Annotated in this window: 17 protein-coding genes; 14 read left to right on the forward strand and 3 right to left on the reverse strand. The window is 67.1% G+C overall.

Going from position 1 to position 18,037, the window contains the following annotated elements; all coding sequences use genetic code 11:
* Window positions 1–28 precede the first annotated feature (28 nt).
* Complete coding sequence (locus tag ACIA75_RS18770; protein ID WP_397105535.1) at window positions 29–799, reverse strand: SDR family NAD(P)-dependent oxidoreductase; 771 nt, start codon at window positions 797–799, stop codon at window positions 29–31.
* Between the two features lie 359 nt (window positions 800–1,158).
* On the reverse strand, window positions 1,159–1,626 hold the full coding sequence (locus ACIA75_RS18775) for a polyketide cyclase (protein ID WP_397105537.1): 468 nt from the start codon (window positions 1,624–1,626) through the stop codon (window positions 1,159–1,161).
* Between the two features lie 113 nt (window positions 1,627–1,739).
* Here ACIA75_RS18775 and ACIA75_RS18780 point away from each other — a divergent pair, with 113 nt between their 5' ends.
* From ACIA75_RS18780 to ACIA75_RS18845, 14 genes are all read left to right on the forward strand, one after another.
* Window positions 1,740–2,621, forward strand: a complete 882-nt coding sequence (locus ACIA75_RS18780) for an LLM class flavin-dependent oxidoreductase (RefSeq protein ID WP_397105539.1) — start codon at window positions 1,740–1,742, stop codon at window positions 2,619–2,621.
* A gap of 343 nt (window positions 2,622–2,964) precedes the next feature.
* Window positions 2,965–3,465, forward strand: coding sequence for an NADPH-dependent FMN reductase (locus tag ACIA75_RS18785; protein WP_397105541.1), 501 nt, complete (start codon window positions 2,965–2,967; stop codon window positions 3,463–3,465).
* On the forward strand, window positions 3,462–3,962 hold the full coding sequence (locus tag ACIA75_RS18790; protein WP_397105543.1) for a flavin reductase family protein: 501 nt from the start codon (window positions 3,462–3,464) through the stop codon (window positions 3,960–3,962). The genes ACIA75_RS18785 and ACIA75_RS18790 overlap by 4 nt, the downstream gene beginning before the upstream one ends.
* Window positions 3,959–5,233: a GTP cyclohydrolase II gene (gene ribA / locus ACIA75_RS18795; RefSeq protein WP_397105545.1), complete on the forward strand. Its 1,275-nt coding sequence runs from the start codon at window positions 3,959–3,961 to the stop codon at window positions 5,231–5,233. Before ACIA75_RS18790 ends, ribA begins: the two co-directional genes overlap by 4 nt.
* 156 nt (window positions 5,234–5,389) lie before the next feature.
* Entirely contained in the window at window positions 5,390–6,205 is an 816-nt protein-coding gene (locus ACIA75_RS18800; RefSeq protein WP_397105547.1) for a UTRA domain-containing protein, read from the forward strand.
* 43 nt (window positions 6,206–6,248) lie between these two features.
* Window positions 6,249–6,917, forward strand: a complete 669-nt coding sequence (locus tag ACIA75_RS18805) for a flavin reductase family protein (protein ID WP_397105549.1) — start codon at window positions 6,249–6,251, stop codon at window positions 6,915–6,917.
* A 240-nt stretch (window positions 6,918–7,157) separates the two neighbouring features.
* Window positions 7,158–8,075 carry an ABC transporter permease gene (locus tag ACIA75_RS18810; RefSeq protein ID WP_397105551.1) on the forward strand — a complete coding sequence of 306 codons (918 nt, stop codon included), beginning with the start codon at window positions 7,158–7,160 and terminating at the stop codon, window positions 8,073–8,075.
* Window positions 8,072–8,923, forward strand: a complete 852-nt coding sequence (locus tag ACIA75_RS18815) for an ABC transporter permease (protein ID WP_397105553.1) — start codon at window positions 8,072–8,074, stop codon at window positions 8,921–8,923. The genes ACIA75_RS18810 and ACIA75_RS18815 overlap by 4 nt, the downstream gene beginning before the upstream one ends.
* A complete protein-coding gene (locus ACIA75_RS18820) occupies window positions 8,920–10,584 on the forward strand; it encodes an ABC transporter ATP-binding protein (protein WP_397105555.1) in 1,665 nt (554 codons plus the stop codon). The genes ACIA75_RS18815 and ACIA75_RS18820 overlap by 4 nt, the downstream gene beginning before the upstream one ends.
* A complete protein-coding gene (locus ACIA75_RS18825) occupies window positions 10,581–12,125 on the forward strand; it encodes an ABC transporter substrate-binding protein (RefSeq protein WP_397105557.1) in 1,545 nt (514 codons plus the stop codon). The genes ACIA75_RS18820 and ACIA75_RS18825 overlap by 4 nt, the downstream gene beginning before the upstream one ends.
* Before the next feature lie 280 nt (window positions 12,126–12,405).
* On the forward strand, window positions 12,406–13,719 hold the full coding sequence (locus ACIA75_RS18830) for an NtaA/DmoA family FMN-dependent monooxygenase (protein WP_397105559.1): 1,314 nt from the start codon (window positions 12,406–12,408) through the stop codon (window positions 13,717–13,719).
* Between the two features lie 53 nt (window positions 13,720–13,772).
* Window positions 13,773–15,083, forward strand: a complete 1,311-nt coding sequence (locus ACIA75_RS18835) for an NtaA/DmoA family FMN-dependent monooxygenase (RefSeq protein ID WP_397105562.1) — start codon at window positions 13,773–13,775, stop codon at window positions 15,081–15,083.
* On the forward strand, window positions 15,083–15,898 hold the full coding sequence (locus tag ACIA75_RS18840) for an alpha/beta fold hydrolase (RefSeq protein WP_397105564.1): 816 nt from the start codon (window positions 15,083–15,085) through the stop codon (window positions 15,896–15,898). The genes ACIA75_RS18835 and ACIA75_RS18840 overlap by 1 nt, the downstream gene beginning before the upstream one ends.
* Window positions 15,895–17,343 carry an MFS transporter gene (locus ACIA75_RS18845; RefSeq protein ID WP_397105566.1) on the forward strand — a complete coding sequence of 483 codons (1,449 nt, stop codon included), beginning with the start codon at window positions 15,895–15,897 and terminating at the stop codon, window positions 17,341–17,343. Before ACIA75_RS18840 ends, ACIA75_RS18845 begins: the two co-directional genes overlap by 4 nt.
* Window positions 17,344–17,351: 8 nt before the next feature.
* On the opposite strand, the gene ACIA75_RS18850 is transcribed toward ACIA75_RS18845, so the two are convergent.
* Complete coding sequence (locus tag ACIA75_RS18850) at window positions 17,352–17,951, reverse strand: TetR/AcrR family transcriptional regulator (RefSeq protein ID WP_397105568.1); 600 nt, start codon at window positions 17,949–17,951, stop codon at window positions 17,352–17,354.
* Between the last annotated feature and the right edge of the window lie 86 nt (window positions 17,952–18,037).

Below are 18,037 nucleotides of genomic sequence, written 5' to 3' on the forward strand. Positions count from 1 at the left end.
CACGGATCGGACCTTTCCGGAGTCGGGCTCAGCGGGCGACGGTACCGCCGTCGACCAGGAATGTCTGGCCGGTGATGAAACTGCCGGCGTCGGAACACAGCAGCAGCGCGGTCCCGACCATTTCGTCGGGCCGGGCGATACGGCCCAGCAGTGCGGCCCCGGCCATCGCCTCGATGAATTCCGGTGGGTTCTTACGCACCATATCGGTGTCGACCGCGCCGGGAGCCATGGCATTCACCCGGATCCCGTCGGCGGCGAATTCCGCGGCCATGGAACGGGTGAACGACAGCAGTGCGGCCTTGCCCGCCGCGTACATCGACAGCGCGGGAGCGAACTGCATCGCCGCGACCGAGCCGAAGTTGAGCACGGCCGCGTGCTTGCTCGCCCGCAGGTGCGGCAGCGCCGCCTGGACCAGGAACAACGGTCCTTGCACATTCACCCCGAACGATTTCTCGACGGCTCCCGGCTCCATACTGTCCAGCGGCTGCGCGAGGGCGTTGGCGGCATTGTTGACGACGATATCGATACCACCGAATGCCTCGACGGCGGTCTCCACCAGGCCCCGGAGGGCATCGACCTCGCCGAGGTGGACCGGGACACCGATCGCTTGCGCGCCGAGTTCCCGCAGCCGGGCCGCAGCGCGTTCGCAGGCCTCCGGTTTCCGGCTCGCCACCACGATGTTCGCACCCGCGCAGGCGAAGCCCTCGGCGATCGCGAGCCCGATACCGCGGGTCCCGCCGGTGATGATCGCGGTCCGCCCGCTCAGGTCGAACAACTTCTGGTAGGAGTCCTTGTCCACGGGACCACCCTCTCGGTCGGCGGGCGGTACCGCTCCGCGTCTGACAACGGCCGCTGTCAGTTGTATCAGCACGCGAAGCTGTTCGAGTGGCACTTCGGAATCGGAGGGTTGCTCGGCGGCGCCGGTCCGGACGGCCGACCACAGCGCGTGCGCTGCGCCGGAACGTATCCGGCAAGCGAAGCAGCTTTCGGTCGGTAAGGGTGCGAGCTCAGCCGACCGGTACCGGGCCGGGTAGCGCGAAACGCTGCCGCACGGTCGGCTCCGGATAGCCGAGGGGCACGGAAGCATTGCCCCGAATCCGGTTCCCGGGCTACCGCCCTGACCAGGATGATTCGAACTCCTGCCGGCGCGGCGGCGGGCTACCGGTTCTCGACGGTTCGGGCGAGAATGCCGAGGGTGGCCCGCAGACCCGATTCGGGAATGATCGGGAAGATGCCCGCTTCCCGGTAGGGCGCCGCGATCCGGCTCCAGTCGTAGTACGACGTCACCAGGGTGCCGGTCTCGCTCGGCGCCAGACGGTAGCCGTAGAGGTGTTCGATCGGCGGCTGGATCGTCCCGGAGATCGTCCATTCGATCTGCGCGTCCTGCTCGAACGCGGTGATGATCACCGTGACGTCGTACTTGCCCATCGGGAAGTCGTTGAGCGATTCACGGTCCATATGCACCAGGAAGGTGTCTCCCACAGCGGTGACGGGTTCGCCCTCCGCGGATTGCAGCATGCCCGAGCTGTCGATCGCCACGTGCCCGGCGGGCGAGCACAGCAGGGCGAAAATCTCGGCCGGTTTCGCCGCGATCTCCCGGTGGACCTCGAACCGTTCTTCACTCATGCCGTTCACCTTCGCACAGTGGCCGGGTGGGCGTCGGGCACCGACCACTGTTCCTGCGGCAAAAACTGGAACGTGTTCTTGCGAAGTTCGGCGTCGTGCCCGATGCTGGGGCGATGGATATCGGGATCGCGCTGCCCACCATGTGCCGGGACTACAACCGGGCGGCCACCGTCGAGTGGTCGCGACTCGCGGATCAGGGCCCGGTCTCGAGTATCTCCTGTGGCGAACGGATGACCTACCACAACCAGGAGATGTGGACGACGCTGGCGGCCGCCGCCGCGGTGACCGAGCGCGTGCGGATCATCGCGAATGTGTCGGTGGTTCCCGCGCATCCGGTGGCCCTGGTGGCCAAACAAGCCGCGACGATCGATGTCCTGTCCGAAGGCCGCTTCACCCTCGGTGTCGGCGTCGGCGGGCGGGGCGGCGACTACCGCAGCCTCGGAGCGCGTGCCGACCACCGCCATGAACGGCTGGATCGGGCGGTCGCCGAACTCCGGTCGCTGTGGGCGGGGGAGTCGCCGTCCGACGGCGGCGATCCCGTCGGACCGCCGTGTGTCCAGCCCGGTGGCCCGCCGCTGCTCGCCGGGGCACTCGGCCCCAAATCGCTGGCCCGCGCCGCGCGGTGGGCCGACGGGGTGGTCGCCTTCAGTGTGGGTGGCGTGCCGGATGAGATCGCCTGGTCCGCCGGTGCCGCGCGCCGGGCCTGGACCGACGCGGGCCGCGGATCGCCCCGGCTGGTGAGCGGTTGCTTCTACGTCCTCGGAATTCCCGACCCCCAGACCGTCCTGCACAGTTTCACCGCGGAATACCTGGATTTCCTCGGCTCGAACAACGCCGCGGCGGCCGCGGGGGCCATGAAGACCTGCGACGCCGACGCGCTGCACCGGACGCTGGACGCGGCGGAAGCAGCCGGCCTGGACGAGTTCATCCTGGTCCCCGGCTCGGCCGACCGCGCCGTCCTGGACGCGACACTGGAACTGATCGCCGCCCGCTGATCTCCTCGCGGATCTCCGCCAGGACACCGTCACCACGGACGCGCCTCGAGGCCCGGACGAGCGCCGCCGAATACCGAATGATCGAGTGCCGGCCGCGCAGCGACACGGCGGCGTGAACGCCGAAGAATCCACTTCTCCGGCGCTGCTGTGGTGCCGTAGTACGGCGGCGATTTGGCGGGCCGAGGAAATTTCTCGTGGCGGCCAGGGGTCGCTATCCCGCCCCTGCCTGGCGGTACGCCATGCGCCGACCGGCGAAATAGTGCCGCTATGGGCAGGTTTCCTCGCGGACACGACGCCCGTGCACTGTTGCCGGGAGGCAGTTCGAAGGCACCGAGGAGGGGTTGTGAAGGTAACCGTCGTGGCGGGTAACCCGAAACCACAGTCGCGGACGTTGGATGCGGCGCGAATTCTGGCGGCGGCGATAGCTGCCCGGGACGCCGATGAGATCGTCGATGTGATCACCTTGGGCCCCGGTCTGCTGGGGTGGGGCGACGACGGTGTGAAAGCCGCCGTGGACAAGGTTCGGGCGGCCGACCTGGTGATCGTCGCCAGCCCGACGTACAAGGGCACCTATACCGGGGTCCTGAAGCTCTTCTTGGATCAGTTCGCGACCGATACCGGCCTGCAGGATGTGATCGCGGTGCCGCTCATGCTCGGCGCCGGCCCGGGACACGCGATGGCCCCGATATTTCTCGAGCAGGTGCTGCGTGAACTGGGAGCGACCCTGCCCGCGCCCGGCCTCTACGTAATGGATTCGGAATATACGACGGGTACGGCGATCGCGGACTACGCGTCGCGGTGGGGCGCGGCGCTGTCGGCATCGGATCGGGCGGGTGTGCGATGACGGCGGCGGCAGTTCCGTTCGACCAGGTCGCGCTGCGCCGGGCCTATGGCCGCTTTCCCAGCGGTGTGGTGGCGTTGTGTGCCGTAGTCGACGGCGAGTACGTCGGGATGGCGGCCAGCAGTTTCGTGACCGTCTCACTGGACCCGGCGCTGGTGGCGTTCTGCGTTCAGCACACGTCGACAACATGGCCGAAGCTGCGCGCCGGCGGCCGGCTCGGTATCAGCGTCCTGGGCGAAGACCATCACGACGCGGCCCGTGCGCTGGCCGCCAAAGGCCGGGACCGGTTCGCGGGCCTGGCCACTCGGGCCACGGGCGCCGGGGCGCTGTTCATCGAAGGCGCGAGCCTGTGGCTGGAGGCGGTGGTGACCGAGCAGGTCGCCGCCGGCGACCACGACATCGTGCTGATGGCGGTGCGTGATTTCGAGATCGCCGAGGAGATCGCGCCGATGGTGTTCCACAGCAGCAAGTTCCGCCGGCTGGTTCAGGAGAACGAATGACTGCGCTCGATGCCGCCCTCGCCGCCCTGCGTGCGGGGCGACCTGTGCTCGTGACCGACGCGGCGGACCGGGAGAACGAGGGCGATGTCATCCTGGCCGCCGACCGGGTCAGCACGGAGTGGGTCGCCTGGACGGTGCGCAATACCTCGGGGCTGCTCTGTGCGCCGATGACCGCGGAACGCGCCGACACGCTCGAACTCCCGGCGATGGTGACGCGTAACGAAGATCCCAAGGCGACCGCGTACACGGTGACGGTCGATGCCGCGCAGGGGGTGTCGACCGGGATCTCGGCCGACGATCGAGGCCATACGCTGCGGCTTCTCGGTTCGGCGGCGGCCGGGCCGGCGGACTTCACGCGCCCCGGGCATGTGCTGCCGTTACGGGCCCGGCCCGGCGGCGTGCTCGAACGTCCCGGGCACACCGAGGCCGCGGTGGACCTGTGCACGCTCGCCGGGGTCGCGCCGGTGGGCGTGATCGCCGAACTCGTCGCCGATGACGGGTCGATGATGCGTTATCCGGAGGTCGCGGCGCTGGGGTCGCGGATGGGGCTGCCCGTCCTGACGATCGAGGAATTGGCCGATTACCGCCGCCACCACGATCCCGAACGCCGGCAGGTGGCCCCGCGGGTCCGGCGCGGCGCGGAAACCGTCCTCCCGACGCCCGCCGGGGAGCTGCGGGCGATCGGGTACCGGGACACCGAAACCGGCGCCGAACACATCGCTCTCCTCGCCGGCGAGGTACACCGGAGTGCACCGCTGGTGCGGGTGCATTCGGAATGCCTCACGGGCGAGGCCTTCCACTCCCGGCGATGTGACTGCGGGCCGCAGCTCGATACCGCGCTCGAGCGGATCCGTCGTGACGGCGGTGTGGTGGTGTACCTGCGTGGTCACGAGGGCCGCGGTATCGGACTGCTGAAGAAGCTCGCGGCCTACCGGCTCCAGGACAGTGGACTGGATACGGTCGAGGCGAATATCGAACTGGACGAGCCGATCGATGGCCGCGAGTACGGCGCTGCCGCGGCCATTCTGCGAGATCTCGGGATCGATCGGGCGCGCCTGCTGACCAACAATCCGGACAAGGTGCGGGGCCTGCACGCCGCCGGAATCGATATCGCCGAGCGGATCCCCTTGGTGGCCGGGGCGGTGGCGGCGAACGTGCGGTATCTCGATGCCAAGCGACGGCGAATGGGACATCTGCTGGATCTCCCGGCGGCCGGAGAATTTGACCTGCGTCACTCCGCCGTGTCCGGTGCGGGCCTTCCGGGGAACTGACAACTCGGAGGTCAGAGCATTATCGGCGGGTGGCTGTGGACATTTTCCCCCTGCGTCACGCGGCGTAATGCTTCTGTCACTCGATGTCGAAAGACTGCGTTGTGTCGACGCTTCCCGGGCCGGGGCCGCGGACGACACACACGAGAGGGGCCGGTCATGACCGTGTCGTCGCATGATGAACTCACCGAGGCGCTCGGACGCGCTCGTTCGGGCAGCAGCAAACGGGTCAAGGAACTGCTCCAGTCGTCCCCACGCCGCGCTCATGTGCTGCTCCGTGCCGGAATCCGGCGGCGTCTGCTCACCGGCCGCGACGCCTTCGCCGAACAGAACCTCGTCATGTCGATGATGATGACGCGGAACTCGATCCGGTCCGCCCTGCAGATGCTGGGCAGTGAGGGCCTGATCGAGCGACGTCAGAAGATCGGGACCAAGGTCGTCGCCGGTATCTCCGAACTCCCGCTCCTCGAAATGCTCCCGGTCGGCAGCTGGCGATCCGCGGCCGGCGATATCGAGCACCCCGCCCTGGGCGTCGAACTCGAACACGTCGAGCGGACGACCGTACTCGCCGACCAGTACATCCGCACCCGTCTCCAACTCGACGATTCCCGGGTCATCCTGCAGGAAGACCTCGTGCACCGGGGTGGTGAGGTGATCGGCATCATCGTCGGCTACCACCGGCCGGAATCACCGGACCCCCGCGACGACCTGGAAACCCAGATTTCGGAGTTGCGGGCGATGTCGGAATCGCATATCGAGGCCACGGTAGAAGCCGTCAACTGCGATGAGCGGACGGCCAAGGCGCTCGGTATCGAACCGGGTTCGGCGCTGCTGGTCCGCGAAACGCTTGTGCGTGACCCCTCCGGCAAGCCCCGCATGCTGGCCTACGGGCACTATCGCGGGGATCGCGTCGCGCTGTGGGCCCGTGACGACAGCGTGCGCGGTATGCGCCGGGTCGGGGCCGAATCCCCCTGAGACCCCGCATCGCGCGGGACTTCTGCTCTGAACTAGGAGAGCCATGTACCTCGACGTGTCCTGCGACCGGACCGATTTCACCTGGATGATCAAGAATTCCGTGGTGCCCCGTCCGATCGCCTGGGTGAGCACCACCTCGTCGGCCGGTGTGGGAAATCTTGCGCCGTACAGCTATTTCTCACTGGTCACGATGGACCCGCCCATTCTGATGGTGTCGTTCACCGGCCGGAAGGACACGCTGGACAATATTCGGGAGACCGGCGATTTCGTCGTCAACCTCGTGACGGAGGGGCTGGCCGGTATCCAGACCGACTCCGCCGCCGTTCTCCCACCGGAGATCGACGAGGCCGAACTGCTCGGCCTGGAGACGATTCCGGGGACCGCGGTCGGCGCGCCCCGGCTCGCGCGGGCGAAGGCCGCGCTCGAATGCCGGGTGATCGAGGAAAAGCCCATGCCCGGAACGGTGCTGGTGTTCGCCGAGGTGGTCGCGATCCATGTGGACGACGCGGTGCTCGACGAGCGCGGCCGGATCGACGTCGCGGTCTATCGTCCGGTGGGCCGCCTGGGTGGTTCGCTGTACACGACCGTTGCCGAGTCGTACCGGATTCCGGTCCCGGCCGCGGCGGATGTCCTGTCCGGGAAACGGTCGGTCGAACTGGCCGGCAGCCACGCCGACCGCACCACCGGTGTCCCGGTGACGGACCTGCGCTGATTGCCGAACCGGAACCGTGGCCGGCTGACGGCGAATACCGCTGGAAAGCAGTGAAAAGACCAGGTCATGGCGGCTTATCCCGGAACCGGGACAGCGAAATCAAAACATGACGGCTCGGACCAGGTCGCGAAACAGGCGGCAGGTGAAATCTCTACAGGTCACATCGTGGCCCGGGCACACCCACCCACTGATTGCGCGGGGTGCCATATCAACCCGAGACGTGTGAAAAGGAGGTCTCTGGTGCCCCGATATCTGGCTCGCCGCATCGTGCAGAGCCTCGTGACGATCTTCGGAGTCGTCACGGTCGCCTTCTTCTTGGTCAGGCTCTCCGGCAACCCCGCCGCGCTGCTGCTGGGACCGGACGCATCCGCCGAAGACGTCGACGAACTCTCGAAAACCCTGGGATTCGACGATCCACTGGTGGTGCAGTACGGCCGTTTCCTCGGTGATGCTCTCACCGGTGATCTGGGCATGTCGTTGAAGCAGAACATGCCGAGCCTGGACCTCGTCCTGCAGCGGCTGCCGGCGACCTTGGAGCTGGCGATGACCGGCTTCGCCCTCGGTCTCCTCGTGGCATTCGCGGTGGTGATGATTCTGCAGTACACGGATTCCGACCGGTTGCGTTCGGCGGTGTTGTGGTTCGCGAGTGCGCGCCAAGCGATCCCGTCGTTCTGGCTCGCCGTCATGCTGGTCATGGTGTTCGCGGTGACGTTGCGCATGTTCCCGGCGCTGGGCAACAACAGTCCGCTGTCCCTCGTGCTGCCGGCGATCACTATCGCCACCCTCGAATGTGCTCTGTACATCAGGCTTCTCGATACCGCGTTCATCGAGCAGCAGAGTGCCGACTATGTCCGCACCGCGTATGCGAAAGGACAGCGGCGCAGCGTGGTGGTGCTGCGGCATATGCTGCCCAACGCCGTCCTGCCGGTGATCACGGTGGCCGGTATCAATCTCGGGGTCCTGCTGGGCGGCTCCATCGTCGTGGAGCTGGTGTTCAACTGGCCCGGAGTCGGCCAGTTGCTGATCCAGTCCATCGCCGGACGCGACTACACCGTGGTGCAGACCTCGATTCTGGTGATCGCACTGTTCTTTGTCGTGGTCAACCTGGCGGTCGACCTGCTGTATTCGGTCATCGACCCGCGAGTGAGGCTGAAATGACTTCTGTTGCCCTCGGATCGCGGCGGCGCCGCACGCTCGATCCCAGTGTGGCTATTGCCGCCACCATGCTCGCGGTGGTCCTGCTCGTCGTGGTTCTCACGCCGCTGCTGCCGTTCTACGATTCGACCGGGCAGGATCTCGGGAACCGATTCCAGCCGATCTTCGCCGACCCGGCGCATCCGCTCGGCACCGATGATCTGGGCCGGGACATGCTGTCCCGGCTGGCGGTGGCGGGACGGATGTGTCTGCTGGTCGCCGTCCCCGCGGTGCTCATCAGCGTGGTACTGGGCGTGCTCCTCGGACTGTTCGCCGGATATTTCGGTGGGCGGCTCGACAACATCATCTCGGCGTTGTCGGACATCCAGCTGGCCATGCCCGTGATGCTGCTGCTCATCGCGATCGTCTCGGCGCTCGGGCCGTCGATTCCGGTTCTGGTCATCGTGATCGGACTCGCCAACTGGGTGCAATATGCCCGCGTATCCCGGGCCGCCGCCTGGTCGCTGCGGGAACGGGAGTTCATCTGGGCACCAAAAACACACGGGGCCGGCACCGCGTGGATCCTGCGGCGGCACCTGCTGCCCAATGTGCTGCCGACGGTGCTGATCATGATCCCGTTCGATGTGGGCACCATCGTCCTCTACGAGGCGGCCATGTCGTATCTGGGGCTCGGAATCCAGGCGCCCACCCCCAGCCTCGGCGGGATGATCAGGGACGGCCAGTCGTTCCTGCGGTCCGAGCCGATGCTCACCGTTCTGCCCGGCGTGCTGCTGTTCATGCTCATCGCCGGCCTCCAATTCCTCAGCAAACGACTGACGAGCGCGCAGCCGCCGGAAACGAGTGACCGATGACCGACAGAAAACCAGTGATCAGTGTGCGTGATCTCGTGATCGAAGCCGGTCCCGCCGAGGCGCCGAACCGGCTGGTGGACGGGGTCTCGTTCGATGTTCATCCCGGTGAGGCCGTCGCGCTCGTGGGGGAGTCCGGGTCCGGGAAATCGATGACGATGCTGGCCACCATGGGACTGTTGCCGCGCGGGGTACGGGTCACCGGCGGCAGCATCCGGCTCGGTGATCTCGACCTGCTGACGGCGGCCGGCACGTCGCTGCGTGCGGTGCGCGGCGCCGATCTGGCCATGGTCTTCCAGGACCCGATGATGTCGCTGAATCCGGTGATGCGCATCCACACGCAGCTGGCCGAGATGATCGAGCTGCATACCGGCGGGCTCACCAAGGACGAGATCCGGGCGCGGTGTATCGAACTGCTCGAATCGGTGAATATGCCCGACCCCGAACGGAAGCTGCGGTCCTATCCGCACGAGCTCTCGGGCGGGCAGCGGCAGCGGGTGATGATCGCCATGGCGATGGCCCACGACCCGCGGATGCTCATCGCCGACGAGCCGACCACCGCATTGGATGTCACGGTCCAGGCGCAGGTGATGCGGATCATGCAGGAGGTGCGCGAACGGGTGGGCTCCTCGCTCGTCCTGGTCACCCACGACCTCGGGCTGGTCGCCGAGAACGCCGACCGGGTGCTGGTCATGTACCGCGGCAAGCTGGTGGAAGAGGGCAGCACAGCGGATATCTTCAGGAACCCGCGCGACGACTACACCCGCCGACTGCTGTCCGCGGTGCTCTCACTCGGCGACGAGCGCGTGGCCGGGAAGGATGCGGAGGTGTCCGCGGAGAAGCCCGGCCGGCCGGTGATCGATGTCGACGATGTCCACGTGCACTACCCCGTCCGGAACTCCTGGCGCGCGAAACCGGAGCAGTTCCGGGCGGTGGACGGCGTGAGCCTGCGCTTGGACAGGGGTGTCACCGTCGGCCTGGTGGGCGAATCAGGATGCGGGAAGAGCACTTTGGTGAAGACGATCCTGGGCATCCAGACACCGACATCGGGACAGGTGTACGTGCACGGCCGCGAGGTCAACCGGTTGTCCGACCGCGCTCGCCGCCCGCTGCGGCGCACGGTGCAGGCGGTGTTCCAGGACCCGTACTCCAGTCTCGACCCGCGGCTGACCGTGCACGAGATCGTCGCCGAACCGTTGCGTATCAACAAATGCTATTCGGCCGGCCGCGTCGCCGAGGTACTCGAACAGGTGGGTCTGACCACGACGATGGCGCGGCGGCGTCCCGCCGAGTTCTCGGGCGGACAGCGTCAGCGGATCGGTATCGCGCGGGCACTGGCCCTGAAGCCGGAGGCCCTGATCCTGGACGAGCCGACATCGGCGCTCGACGTCTCCATCCAGGCCCAGGTGATCGAACTGCTGCGGGATCTACAGCGGGAATTGGGGTTGGCGTACCTGTTCGTCTCCCATGACCTGGCCGTGGTACGCAGCCTCGCCGATGAGGTGGCGGTGATGCGGCAGGGCCGGTTCGTCGAATACGGCTCCGCCGTCCAGGTTTTCGACGACCCGCAGCACGAATACACACAGATGCTGCTCGCCTCGGCGCCGGTTCCGGACCCCGCACGTCGTGCGCGGCGTCTCGTACCAGAGGCGGCCGTGGCATGAGCGAGTCAGGTGGACGCCCTCTGCGGTTCCACGCGCTCCGGGGCCGCGCGGCCGGGGTGATCGCCGCTCTGGCAGTGGGCGCACTGGTGCTCGCCGGTTGTTCCACGCCCACCGGCGCGGAAACTAGTTCGATCACCGTCGCCCAGCCCATGGACCTGAAATCGCCGGACCCGGTGATCGACAACAGCCTGTATTCGACGAATATCTTCCGGTCCGTCTTCGACCAGCTGAACGAGGTCATGCCGGACGGGAGCCTCGCACCCCGCCTCGCCACCGGATGGACGGCGTCCGGTGACGCGCGGACCTGGACTTTCCCGCTCCGCCGGGATTCGACGTTCCATGACGGGACACCCGTGACCGCCGCCGATGTGGTGTTCAGCTTCCAGGCGGTCATGGGCAATCCGAGATCGCTGAACCGGATCTATACGAACAACATCGAAAATGTCGCCGCCGACCGGCAGGGCGGTGTGGTATTCACGTTGAAGAAGGCCGATGCGGCGTTCCCGCGGATCGCCTACTACATCTCGATCGTGCCGCAGCAGTACTACGAGCGGGTGGGGCCGGAAGGGTTCGCCGACAATCCGATCGGCTCCGGACCGTACCGATTCGTGAGCTGGACACCCGGTGTCTCGGTGGAACTCACGTCCTACCCGGAGTACTGGGGCGGGGCGCCGTCGATCCGGAACGTCACGGTGCTACCGGTCGCCGATCCGGAAGCGCGGATCAACGGTCTGCTCGCCGGCGATATCGACCTGACCTCGCTCACCCCCGCGCAGATCAGCGCGGTCCAGGGGGCCGCCGAACCGGTCGAGAAACAGGCCAACCAGCTCGTGTACCTGTCCGGGAACGCCGAGGCAGGTGGTCCGCTCGCGGATCAGAAGTTGCGCAACGCGATCAGTATGGCGATCGACCGCACGACGATCATCGACACGGTGCTCTACGGGTACGGCGCCGTGGCGAGCGGTTCCGCTGTGGCGCCGGATGTCGAAGGCTACGACGGATCGCTGGCGCCGCTCGATCACGATATTGCGGAAGCCACCAGGCTGGTGGCCGAGAGCAACTACCGCGGGACGCCGATTCCGCTGGATTACCCGACCGACGGGAATGTCCCGATGTCGAATCAGCTCGCCCAGGCCGTGGCCGCGCAACTCTCCCGGATCGGGATACGGGTGGAACTGCGAGGTTCGGACGCGGCCAGTTTCGACCTCAAATGGACCTCGCACGAATTCCGCGGTCTGTACCTGTCGCAGTTCTCGCCGTCGATGATGGATGCTTCGACCACGTTGAACTACCTGTTCGGCCCCACCGGTAACGCCCTGTTCTCGGACCCGGAGATCGACGCGTTGATCGTGCAGGCCGGTACCACCGTGGACGAGCGGAAACGGCGGGCGGTGATGTCGGAGATCTGGTTGCTGAACCAGCAGCGTTCCTGGGTGATCAATCTCGACTACACGGTCTCGACGTACGGCAAGACCATCGGTCTGCGGTGGCAACCGCGCGCCGACGGTCATGTGGATTGGCGCACCGCATCCTGGCAGTGAACCCGCACCGCTGTGGCATCGGGTCCGCACCGGCGAATTGCCGGGGCGGAACCGATGTGGGTTCCGGACCGGGCCGCCGCAGGCGGCGAATTGGGTCGCGACCCTCGCCTCAGCCCTGCTCAGCGCCCGCTTCGCCGCTGTTTCGTATGCGAAAAGAAACCCTTACCGCAGCCACCTCCGGCCGAAATCACCGCAACGTCGAATAGAGGAGCCGACCGAATTGCCGCGCCGCCGAGCGCGTTCCGCGGCAGTCCATCCCCGCGTGAAGGAGAGAATTCCGATGGCCGACCCGTTCCACCTCGCCTGGTTCACGCCGTTCAAGACTCCGGCGTGGAAGAGCCCGTGGGCTTCCGGCACCGCCACCGAATGGCTCAACGGCGACTACTACATCGATATGGCCCGAGCTCTCGAACGCGCCGGATTCGATTTCATGATGTTCGAAGATTCCACCCTCGTCTCCGACACCTACGGCGGCACCCAGGAGAACGACCTCAAACACGGCCTGCACTCCCCGAAGGGGGATCCGGTCCCGCTGCTGCCCGTCCTGGCCCAGCACACGAAGCACATGGGCTTCATCGCCACCATGTCGACCTCGTTCTATCCGCCGTTCATCGTCGCCCGCACCATGGCGACCATGGACCATCTGACTCGCGGTCGCGTCGGCTGGAACGTGGTGACCTCCTCGGAGAATCTCGCCGCCCAGAACTACGGAATCGAGAAACTGCTCGAACACGACGAGCGTTATGTGATGGCCGAGGAATTCATCACGGTGGTGAAAGGACTCTGGGACTCCTGGGAGCCGGGCGCCGTCATCGCCGACCGCGAGACCGGCGTACTCGTAGACCACACGAAGGTCCATCCGCTCCACCACAAGGGCAAATATTTCGATGTGCGGGGCCCGCTGAACCTTCCGGCCGGTCCGCAGGGGCATCCGGTGATCTGCCAGGCGGGCGGTTCACCCGCGGGACGGAACTTCGCGTCGAAGCACGCGAATGTGCTGCTCTGCCAGCCGTCGGGCCTGGACGAGATGAGGGAGTACCGCGACGACATCCGCGCCCGCGCCGCCGCGCACGGTCGCAATCCCGACGACATCAAGGTCATGTACATCATCCAGCCGGTGCTCGGGGAGACCGCTCAGGAAGCCAAGGAACTCGCCGCCCGCCGGGACGAGCTCACCCAGGATCAGATCGAAACCCAGCTGGGCATCATGTCGATCACCACCGAGGTCGATTTCAAGCAGTTCGACCTGGATTCGCCCCTCCCCGACGACATCCACACCAACGGCCATGCCTCCAGCTTGAAAGGGTTCGTCAAGGCCGCCGCGGGCAAAACGCTGCGGGAAGCTCTGCTCGGCCGCACCAACCCGGCCGTGCCGCTGGTCGGCACCCCCGACTCGGTCGCCGAACAGATGGAAGAGGTCGCCGAGGCCATCGGCGGTGACGGATTCCTGGTGCGCGGTGAACCCGTGCGCACCCATTCACGGCGCTATGTCGACGAGATCGCCTCGGGTCTGGCGCCGGCGCTGCGGCGGCGCGGCCTGATCCGCAGTGCGTACGACAAGCCGACCTTCAAGGCGAATCTGTCGGCCTTCTGACCACCCCGGAGTCGGACCGATCCGTCGCAGCCGGTCCAGCAAGGAGTTCTGATATGACCAAGCCGTTCCATCTCGGCTGGTTTCTCAACGGCACCAGTGTTCCGGCCTGGAACAAGCCGTTCAGCGGTTCGATCGGCACCCAGTGGCAACAGGCCGATATCTTCGTCGACCTGGCCCGGGCGATGGAACGCGCCTGTTTCGACTATGTCCTGATCGAGGACAACACCTTTGTCGGCGACACCTACGGGGATTCGATGGAGGTGTATCTGAAACACGCGTTCCAGGCTCCCCGGCAGGACCCGATGATCGTGGCGACCCTGCTCGCGCAGGCCACCGAAAGACTCGGGATCATCGCCACCGCAGGCACATTCGCCTACCATCCGTACATGCTGGCCCGTCTCGGCGCCAGTATCGATCAGGTCTCGCGGGGGCGGATGGGCATCAATTTCGTCACCGGCACCTCGGACCGTGCCCTGCAGAACTACGGCTACGCCGGAATGGACGAGCACGACCGGCGCTACGACGTCGCCGAGGATTTCGTGGCGGCGACCACGGCCCTGTGGGACACCTGGGACGCGGATTCGGTGGTCGCCGACCCGCGGACCGGCTACTGGGCCGATCACACGAAGGTCCGCCGCGCCGATCACGCCGGGCCGTACTTTTCCACGCGCGGGCCGCTCAACACGGGGCCGATGCCCCAGGGCCGGCCGGTTATCGCCCAGGCCGGTGGTTCACCGCGCGGTATCGCGTTCGCCGCGAAGCACGCCGATACGATTGTCGCCATCCAGCCGACCGCGGCGAAGATGAAGGACTATCGCGACCAGGTCCGGGCGGCGGCGATCGACGCGGGCCGCAAACCCGACGAGATCAAGGTGCTGTTCGGAATCGGGCCGATCGTCGCGGCAAGCGAGCGTGAGGCGCAGGAGCGGATCGCGCAGCGCCGGGCCGAGATGTCCTCGAATATCGAGGTGGAACTGGCCAAGCTGGCGAAATCCACCGATATCGACTTCGCCGCGGTGCCGCTCGACGAACCGCTCGGCGAGCTGTCCCTGCGCACCAACGGCACCCAGCAGTTCGCCGAGTTCGCCCGTCGCAACGCGGACAAGACGCTGCGGGAGGCGGTACTCGGCCGCGGTATCGGCAACGGCGCGATGGTGGCCGGCACTCCGGAATCGGTGGCCGACCAGCTGGCGCAGACCATGGAAACCGTTGGTGGTGACGGCTTCCTGGTCTGCTCCGACGGTGTCACCCGGCGTTTCATCGCGGAGATCTGCGACGGATTGGTCCCTGAGCTGCAGCGCCGTGGGCTCACCCGTGACCACTACTCGTTCGCGCAACTGCGCGACAACCTCCTGGAGTTCTGATGCGTGGATACGTCGATACCGACTGGGGGCAGCTGCATTACCGGCACTCCGGACCCACCGCCGCGGCGGCCCGCGACGTCGTCGTACTCCTGCACGAGTCACCCAGATCGTCGATCGTGTACCAGCCGGTCCTGGACAGGCTGGGGGAGAAGGCGGCGGTCTACGCCTTCGACACCCCGGGATTCGGATCGAGCGATTCCGCGCCCGCGGGCGCGGTGCTCGCCGACTATGCCCGGATCTTCGTCCAGGCGCTGGATGCGCTCGGCGTGGAGTCGTTCGTACCGGTGGGAATGAAGACGGGGAGCTCGCTGGCCACCGCCATTGCCGCGACCGTGCGCGGCACCGGGCGGGTGGAGCGGATGGTCCTGTACGGGCTGTCGGAGCCGTCGACCCGGGACAGCGAACACTGGGCCCAGAACTGGGCGCCGGAACTCGAGGTGACCGCCGACGGTGCGATCTTCGGTCACCTCTGGCGTAAGAACGTCGGCATCTACGGCATCGAATGTCCCGGACAGCTCGCCCAATGCGTCGCCGAGACCGTGGTCAACCTGGACCGCTACAACTCCATCTATCCGGCGGTGTTCCGGGGACACCAGCAGACCTGGGACGACAATCTGGCGCTGATCGCCGACGGTGTCGCGGTGACGGTGCTCGAACCCACCGAGGCGCAGATGACCCCGGACGTGCCGATCGAATTCGTGCACGTACCGGGCACGAAGGTGGTGAAAATGCCGGTGAACGGGCAGTTCGCCGTGCGGGCACCGGACGCGTTCGTCGAGGCCGTGCTCGACGCCGCGCTCGCTGCCCGGGCATGACACGTGTAATACCTGCGACGGCGCCCGGCCGGCGCGGGCCGAGTTCGCTGCGGCCCGTGCTGGCCCCGCTGTCGGGGTTGATGGCGGCGCAGTTCGCGTCCGGGCTGTCCGCGACCATCGTCGCCACCGCGGTACCCACTGTCGTGACGGATCTGGCGGCGCCGGGGTCGGTGTCGACCTGGCTGGTCGCCGCTACCATCCTGGGCAACACCGCGAGCGCCGCGATCTGGGGACGCCTGTGCGATCTCGTGGCCCGCCGAGCCGTGCTGGTGGCCGCGATTCTGATCTTCGTCGCCGGGTCTGTGCTTGCGGTCTTCGCGCCCCAGATGTGGGTCCTGCTGGTCGCTCGCGCTGTCCAGGGCATCGGCTTGGGCGGGATCGGGTCGACGGTGCTGGTGGTGGCGGCCGGTCTGGTGGCGCCCCGCGACCGCGGCCGGGCCAACGGGCTGCTGCAGAGCACCATGACGACAGCGATGGTGCTGGGACCGCTGGCGGGTGGCGTTGTCGTCGAATGGGCAAGCTGGCGATGGTGTTTCGCCGTCGCGGTCCCGTTCGCGGTGGCGTCGATCGTTCTGATCGGGTTCTGGTTACGAGAAGCGCCGGGAACGCGCGCCGGCAGGACCGAGATCGACTACCTCGGAGCCGTCCTGGCCGCAGCGGGACTACCCGCCTGCCTGGTCGCACTCACCCTCGCCACCAACGGGTCGGTACTTCTCGCCACGGGATTCGCGGTTCTCGGGTCCGCCGCACTGGTGGCGCTCGTGCGGGTGGAGAACCGTGCCGCGGATCCGTTGATCCCGGTGCGCCTGCTGCGTCACCGGACCCTCGCCCGCACCGTGTTCGCGGCATTCTGTTTCGGGTCGACCCTTTTCGGCGGAACCGTCTTCGCCACGCAGTACCTGCAGTGGGGCCTGGGAATCGGTCCTGCTGCCGCGGGCATGATGCTGGCGCCGATGGCTGTGGGCACAATCGGCGCGTCGTGGATCGTCGGCCGCTCGATCAGCCTCAACGGCCGGTTACGGCCCGTTCTTGTCACCACGGGTGTGCTGCTGATGGCGGGCAATATCGCGATGACCACGGCGAACGTGTCACCGATTGCCTTCGTGCTGCTGGGATCGCTGCTGATATCCGCCGGCGTCGGGCTGGCACTCCCGAACCTGGTGCTGACGGGGCAGACCCTCGCCGCCTCCGACCGGATCGGCTCGGTGTCGTCGCTGGTGTCCCTGGTGTTCACGCTCGGCGGGACAGTCGGTCTCGTGGGTTACGGTGCGGCGCTCGACCTTCGCGTGGACGCACTGTCGGCCGGCGGGGCCTCGCGCGCCGAGGCATATGCGCACGGATTGCCGATCGTCTTTCTGCTCGCCACCGCGGTGGTGGCGGTCGGGCTGCTCACCGTGGCGCGATTACCTCAGGTCACCGTCGACCTCCCGCCCGCCGGGCGGTGACGGCGGGGTCAGCGGCCCGCGCGGGCGAGTAGGTAGGAGCGGAGGACGAGGCGGAGTTCTTCGACCAGGGCGGGGCGGTCGGATTCGGGGGCGTCGACGATCATCGGCATCATGCCGCGCAGGGTTTGGATGGCGACCGCGGTGGTGCGGGAGCGGTCCTCGGGGGAGAGTTCGGGGAAGATCGCGCCGATGAGGGTTTCGACCTGGCGGTGGATGGCCTCGTGTGCGGGGGCTACAGCGACACGCATGGCGGCGGGCATATCGGTGCGCGCGAACAGCGCTTTGAAGCCCGGGTTGGCCAGGTTGAATTCGACCAGGGGTCCGAGGATCTGATTCAGCAGCACGTCCAGATCCGCTGGGCCGTCGCCGGTTTCGAAGGCACCGCGGAAGGCTACGAGCCGCTCCCGGTAGAGCTCGGCGAGGGCGGCGGCCAGTTCCTCCTTGTTGCGGAAGTACTGGTAGAGCGAGCCCGGGGAGATACCCGCGGCGGCGGCGATCGCGTTGGTGGTCGCGTTCTCGTAGCCGCGTTCGGCGAAGACCTCCGCCGTCGCGAGCAGGATCTGCTCGATGCGTCGGCGACCCCGTTCCTGGCGGCGCACCTCGGCCACACGCCCTCCTCTTGTAAATACGAGTATTCGCTCGTATTATTGCCTCAACTTACGAGCACTTGCTCGTATAGTTCGCAGATTACCAG

This window comes from Nocardia sp. NPDC051750, from assembly GCF_044453135.1.
Classification (GTDB): Bacteria; Actinomycetota; Actinomycetes; order Mycobacteriales; family Mycobacteriaceae; genus Nocardia.

Coding starts and splice junctions, on each gene's coding strand:
- ACIA75_RS18780 (WP_397105539.1), top strand. CDS start 1,740: ATGGATATCGGGATCGCGCTGCCCACCATGTGCCGGGACTACAACCGG.
- ribA (WP_397105545.1), top strand. CDS start 3,959: ATGACTGCGCTCGATGCCGCCCTCGCCGCCCTGCGTGCGGGGCGACCT.
- ACIA75_RS18805 (WP_397105549.1), top strand. CDS start 6,249: ATGTACCTCGACGTGTCCTGCGACCGGACCGATTTCACCTGGATGATC.
- ACIA75_RS18775 (WP_397105537.1), bottom strand. CDS start 1,626: ATGAGTGAAGAACGGTTCGAGGTCCACCGGGAGATCGCGGCGAAACCG.
- ACIA75_RS18835 (WP_397105562.1), top strand. CDS start 13,773: ATGACCAAGCCGTTCCATCTCGGCTGGTTTCTCAACGGCACCAGTGTT.
- ACIA75_RS18840 (WP_397105564.1), top strand. CDS start 15,083: ATGCGTGGATACGTCGATACCGACTGGGGGCAGCTGCATTACCGGCAC.
- ACIA75_RS18815 (WP_397105553.1), top strand. CDS start 8,072: ATGACTTCTGTTGCCCTCGGATCGCGGCGGCGCCGCACGCTCGATCCC.
- ACIA75_RS18825 (WP_397105557.1), top strand. CDS start 10,581: ATGAGCGAGTCAGGTGGACGCCCTCTGCGGTTCCACGCGCTCCGGGGC.
- ACIA75_RS18800 (WP_397105547.1), top strand. CDS start 5,390: ATGACCGTGTCGTCGCATGATGAACTCACCGAGGCGCTCGGACGCGCT.
- ACIA75_RS18830 (WP_397105559.1), top strand. CDS start 12,406: ATGGCCGACCCGTTCCACCTCGCCTGGTTCACGCCGTTCAAGACTCCG.
- ACIA75_RS18820 (WP_397105555.1), top strand. CDS start 8,920: ATGACCGACAGAAAACCAGTGATCAGTGTGCGTGATCTCGTGATCGAA.
- ACIA75_RS18845 (WP_397105566.1), top strand. CDS start 15,895: ATGACACGTGTAATACCTGCGACGGCGCCCGGCCGGCGCGGGCCGAGT.
- ACIA75_RS18790 (WP_397105543.1), top strand. CDS start 3,462: ATGACGGCGGCGGCAGTTCCGTTCGACCAGGTCGCGCTGCGCCGGGCC.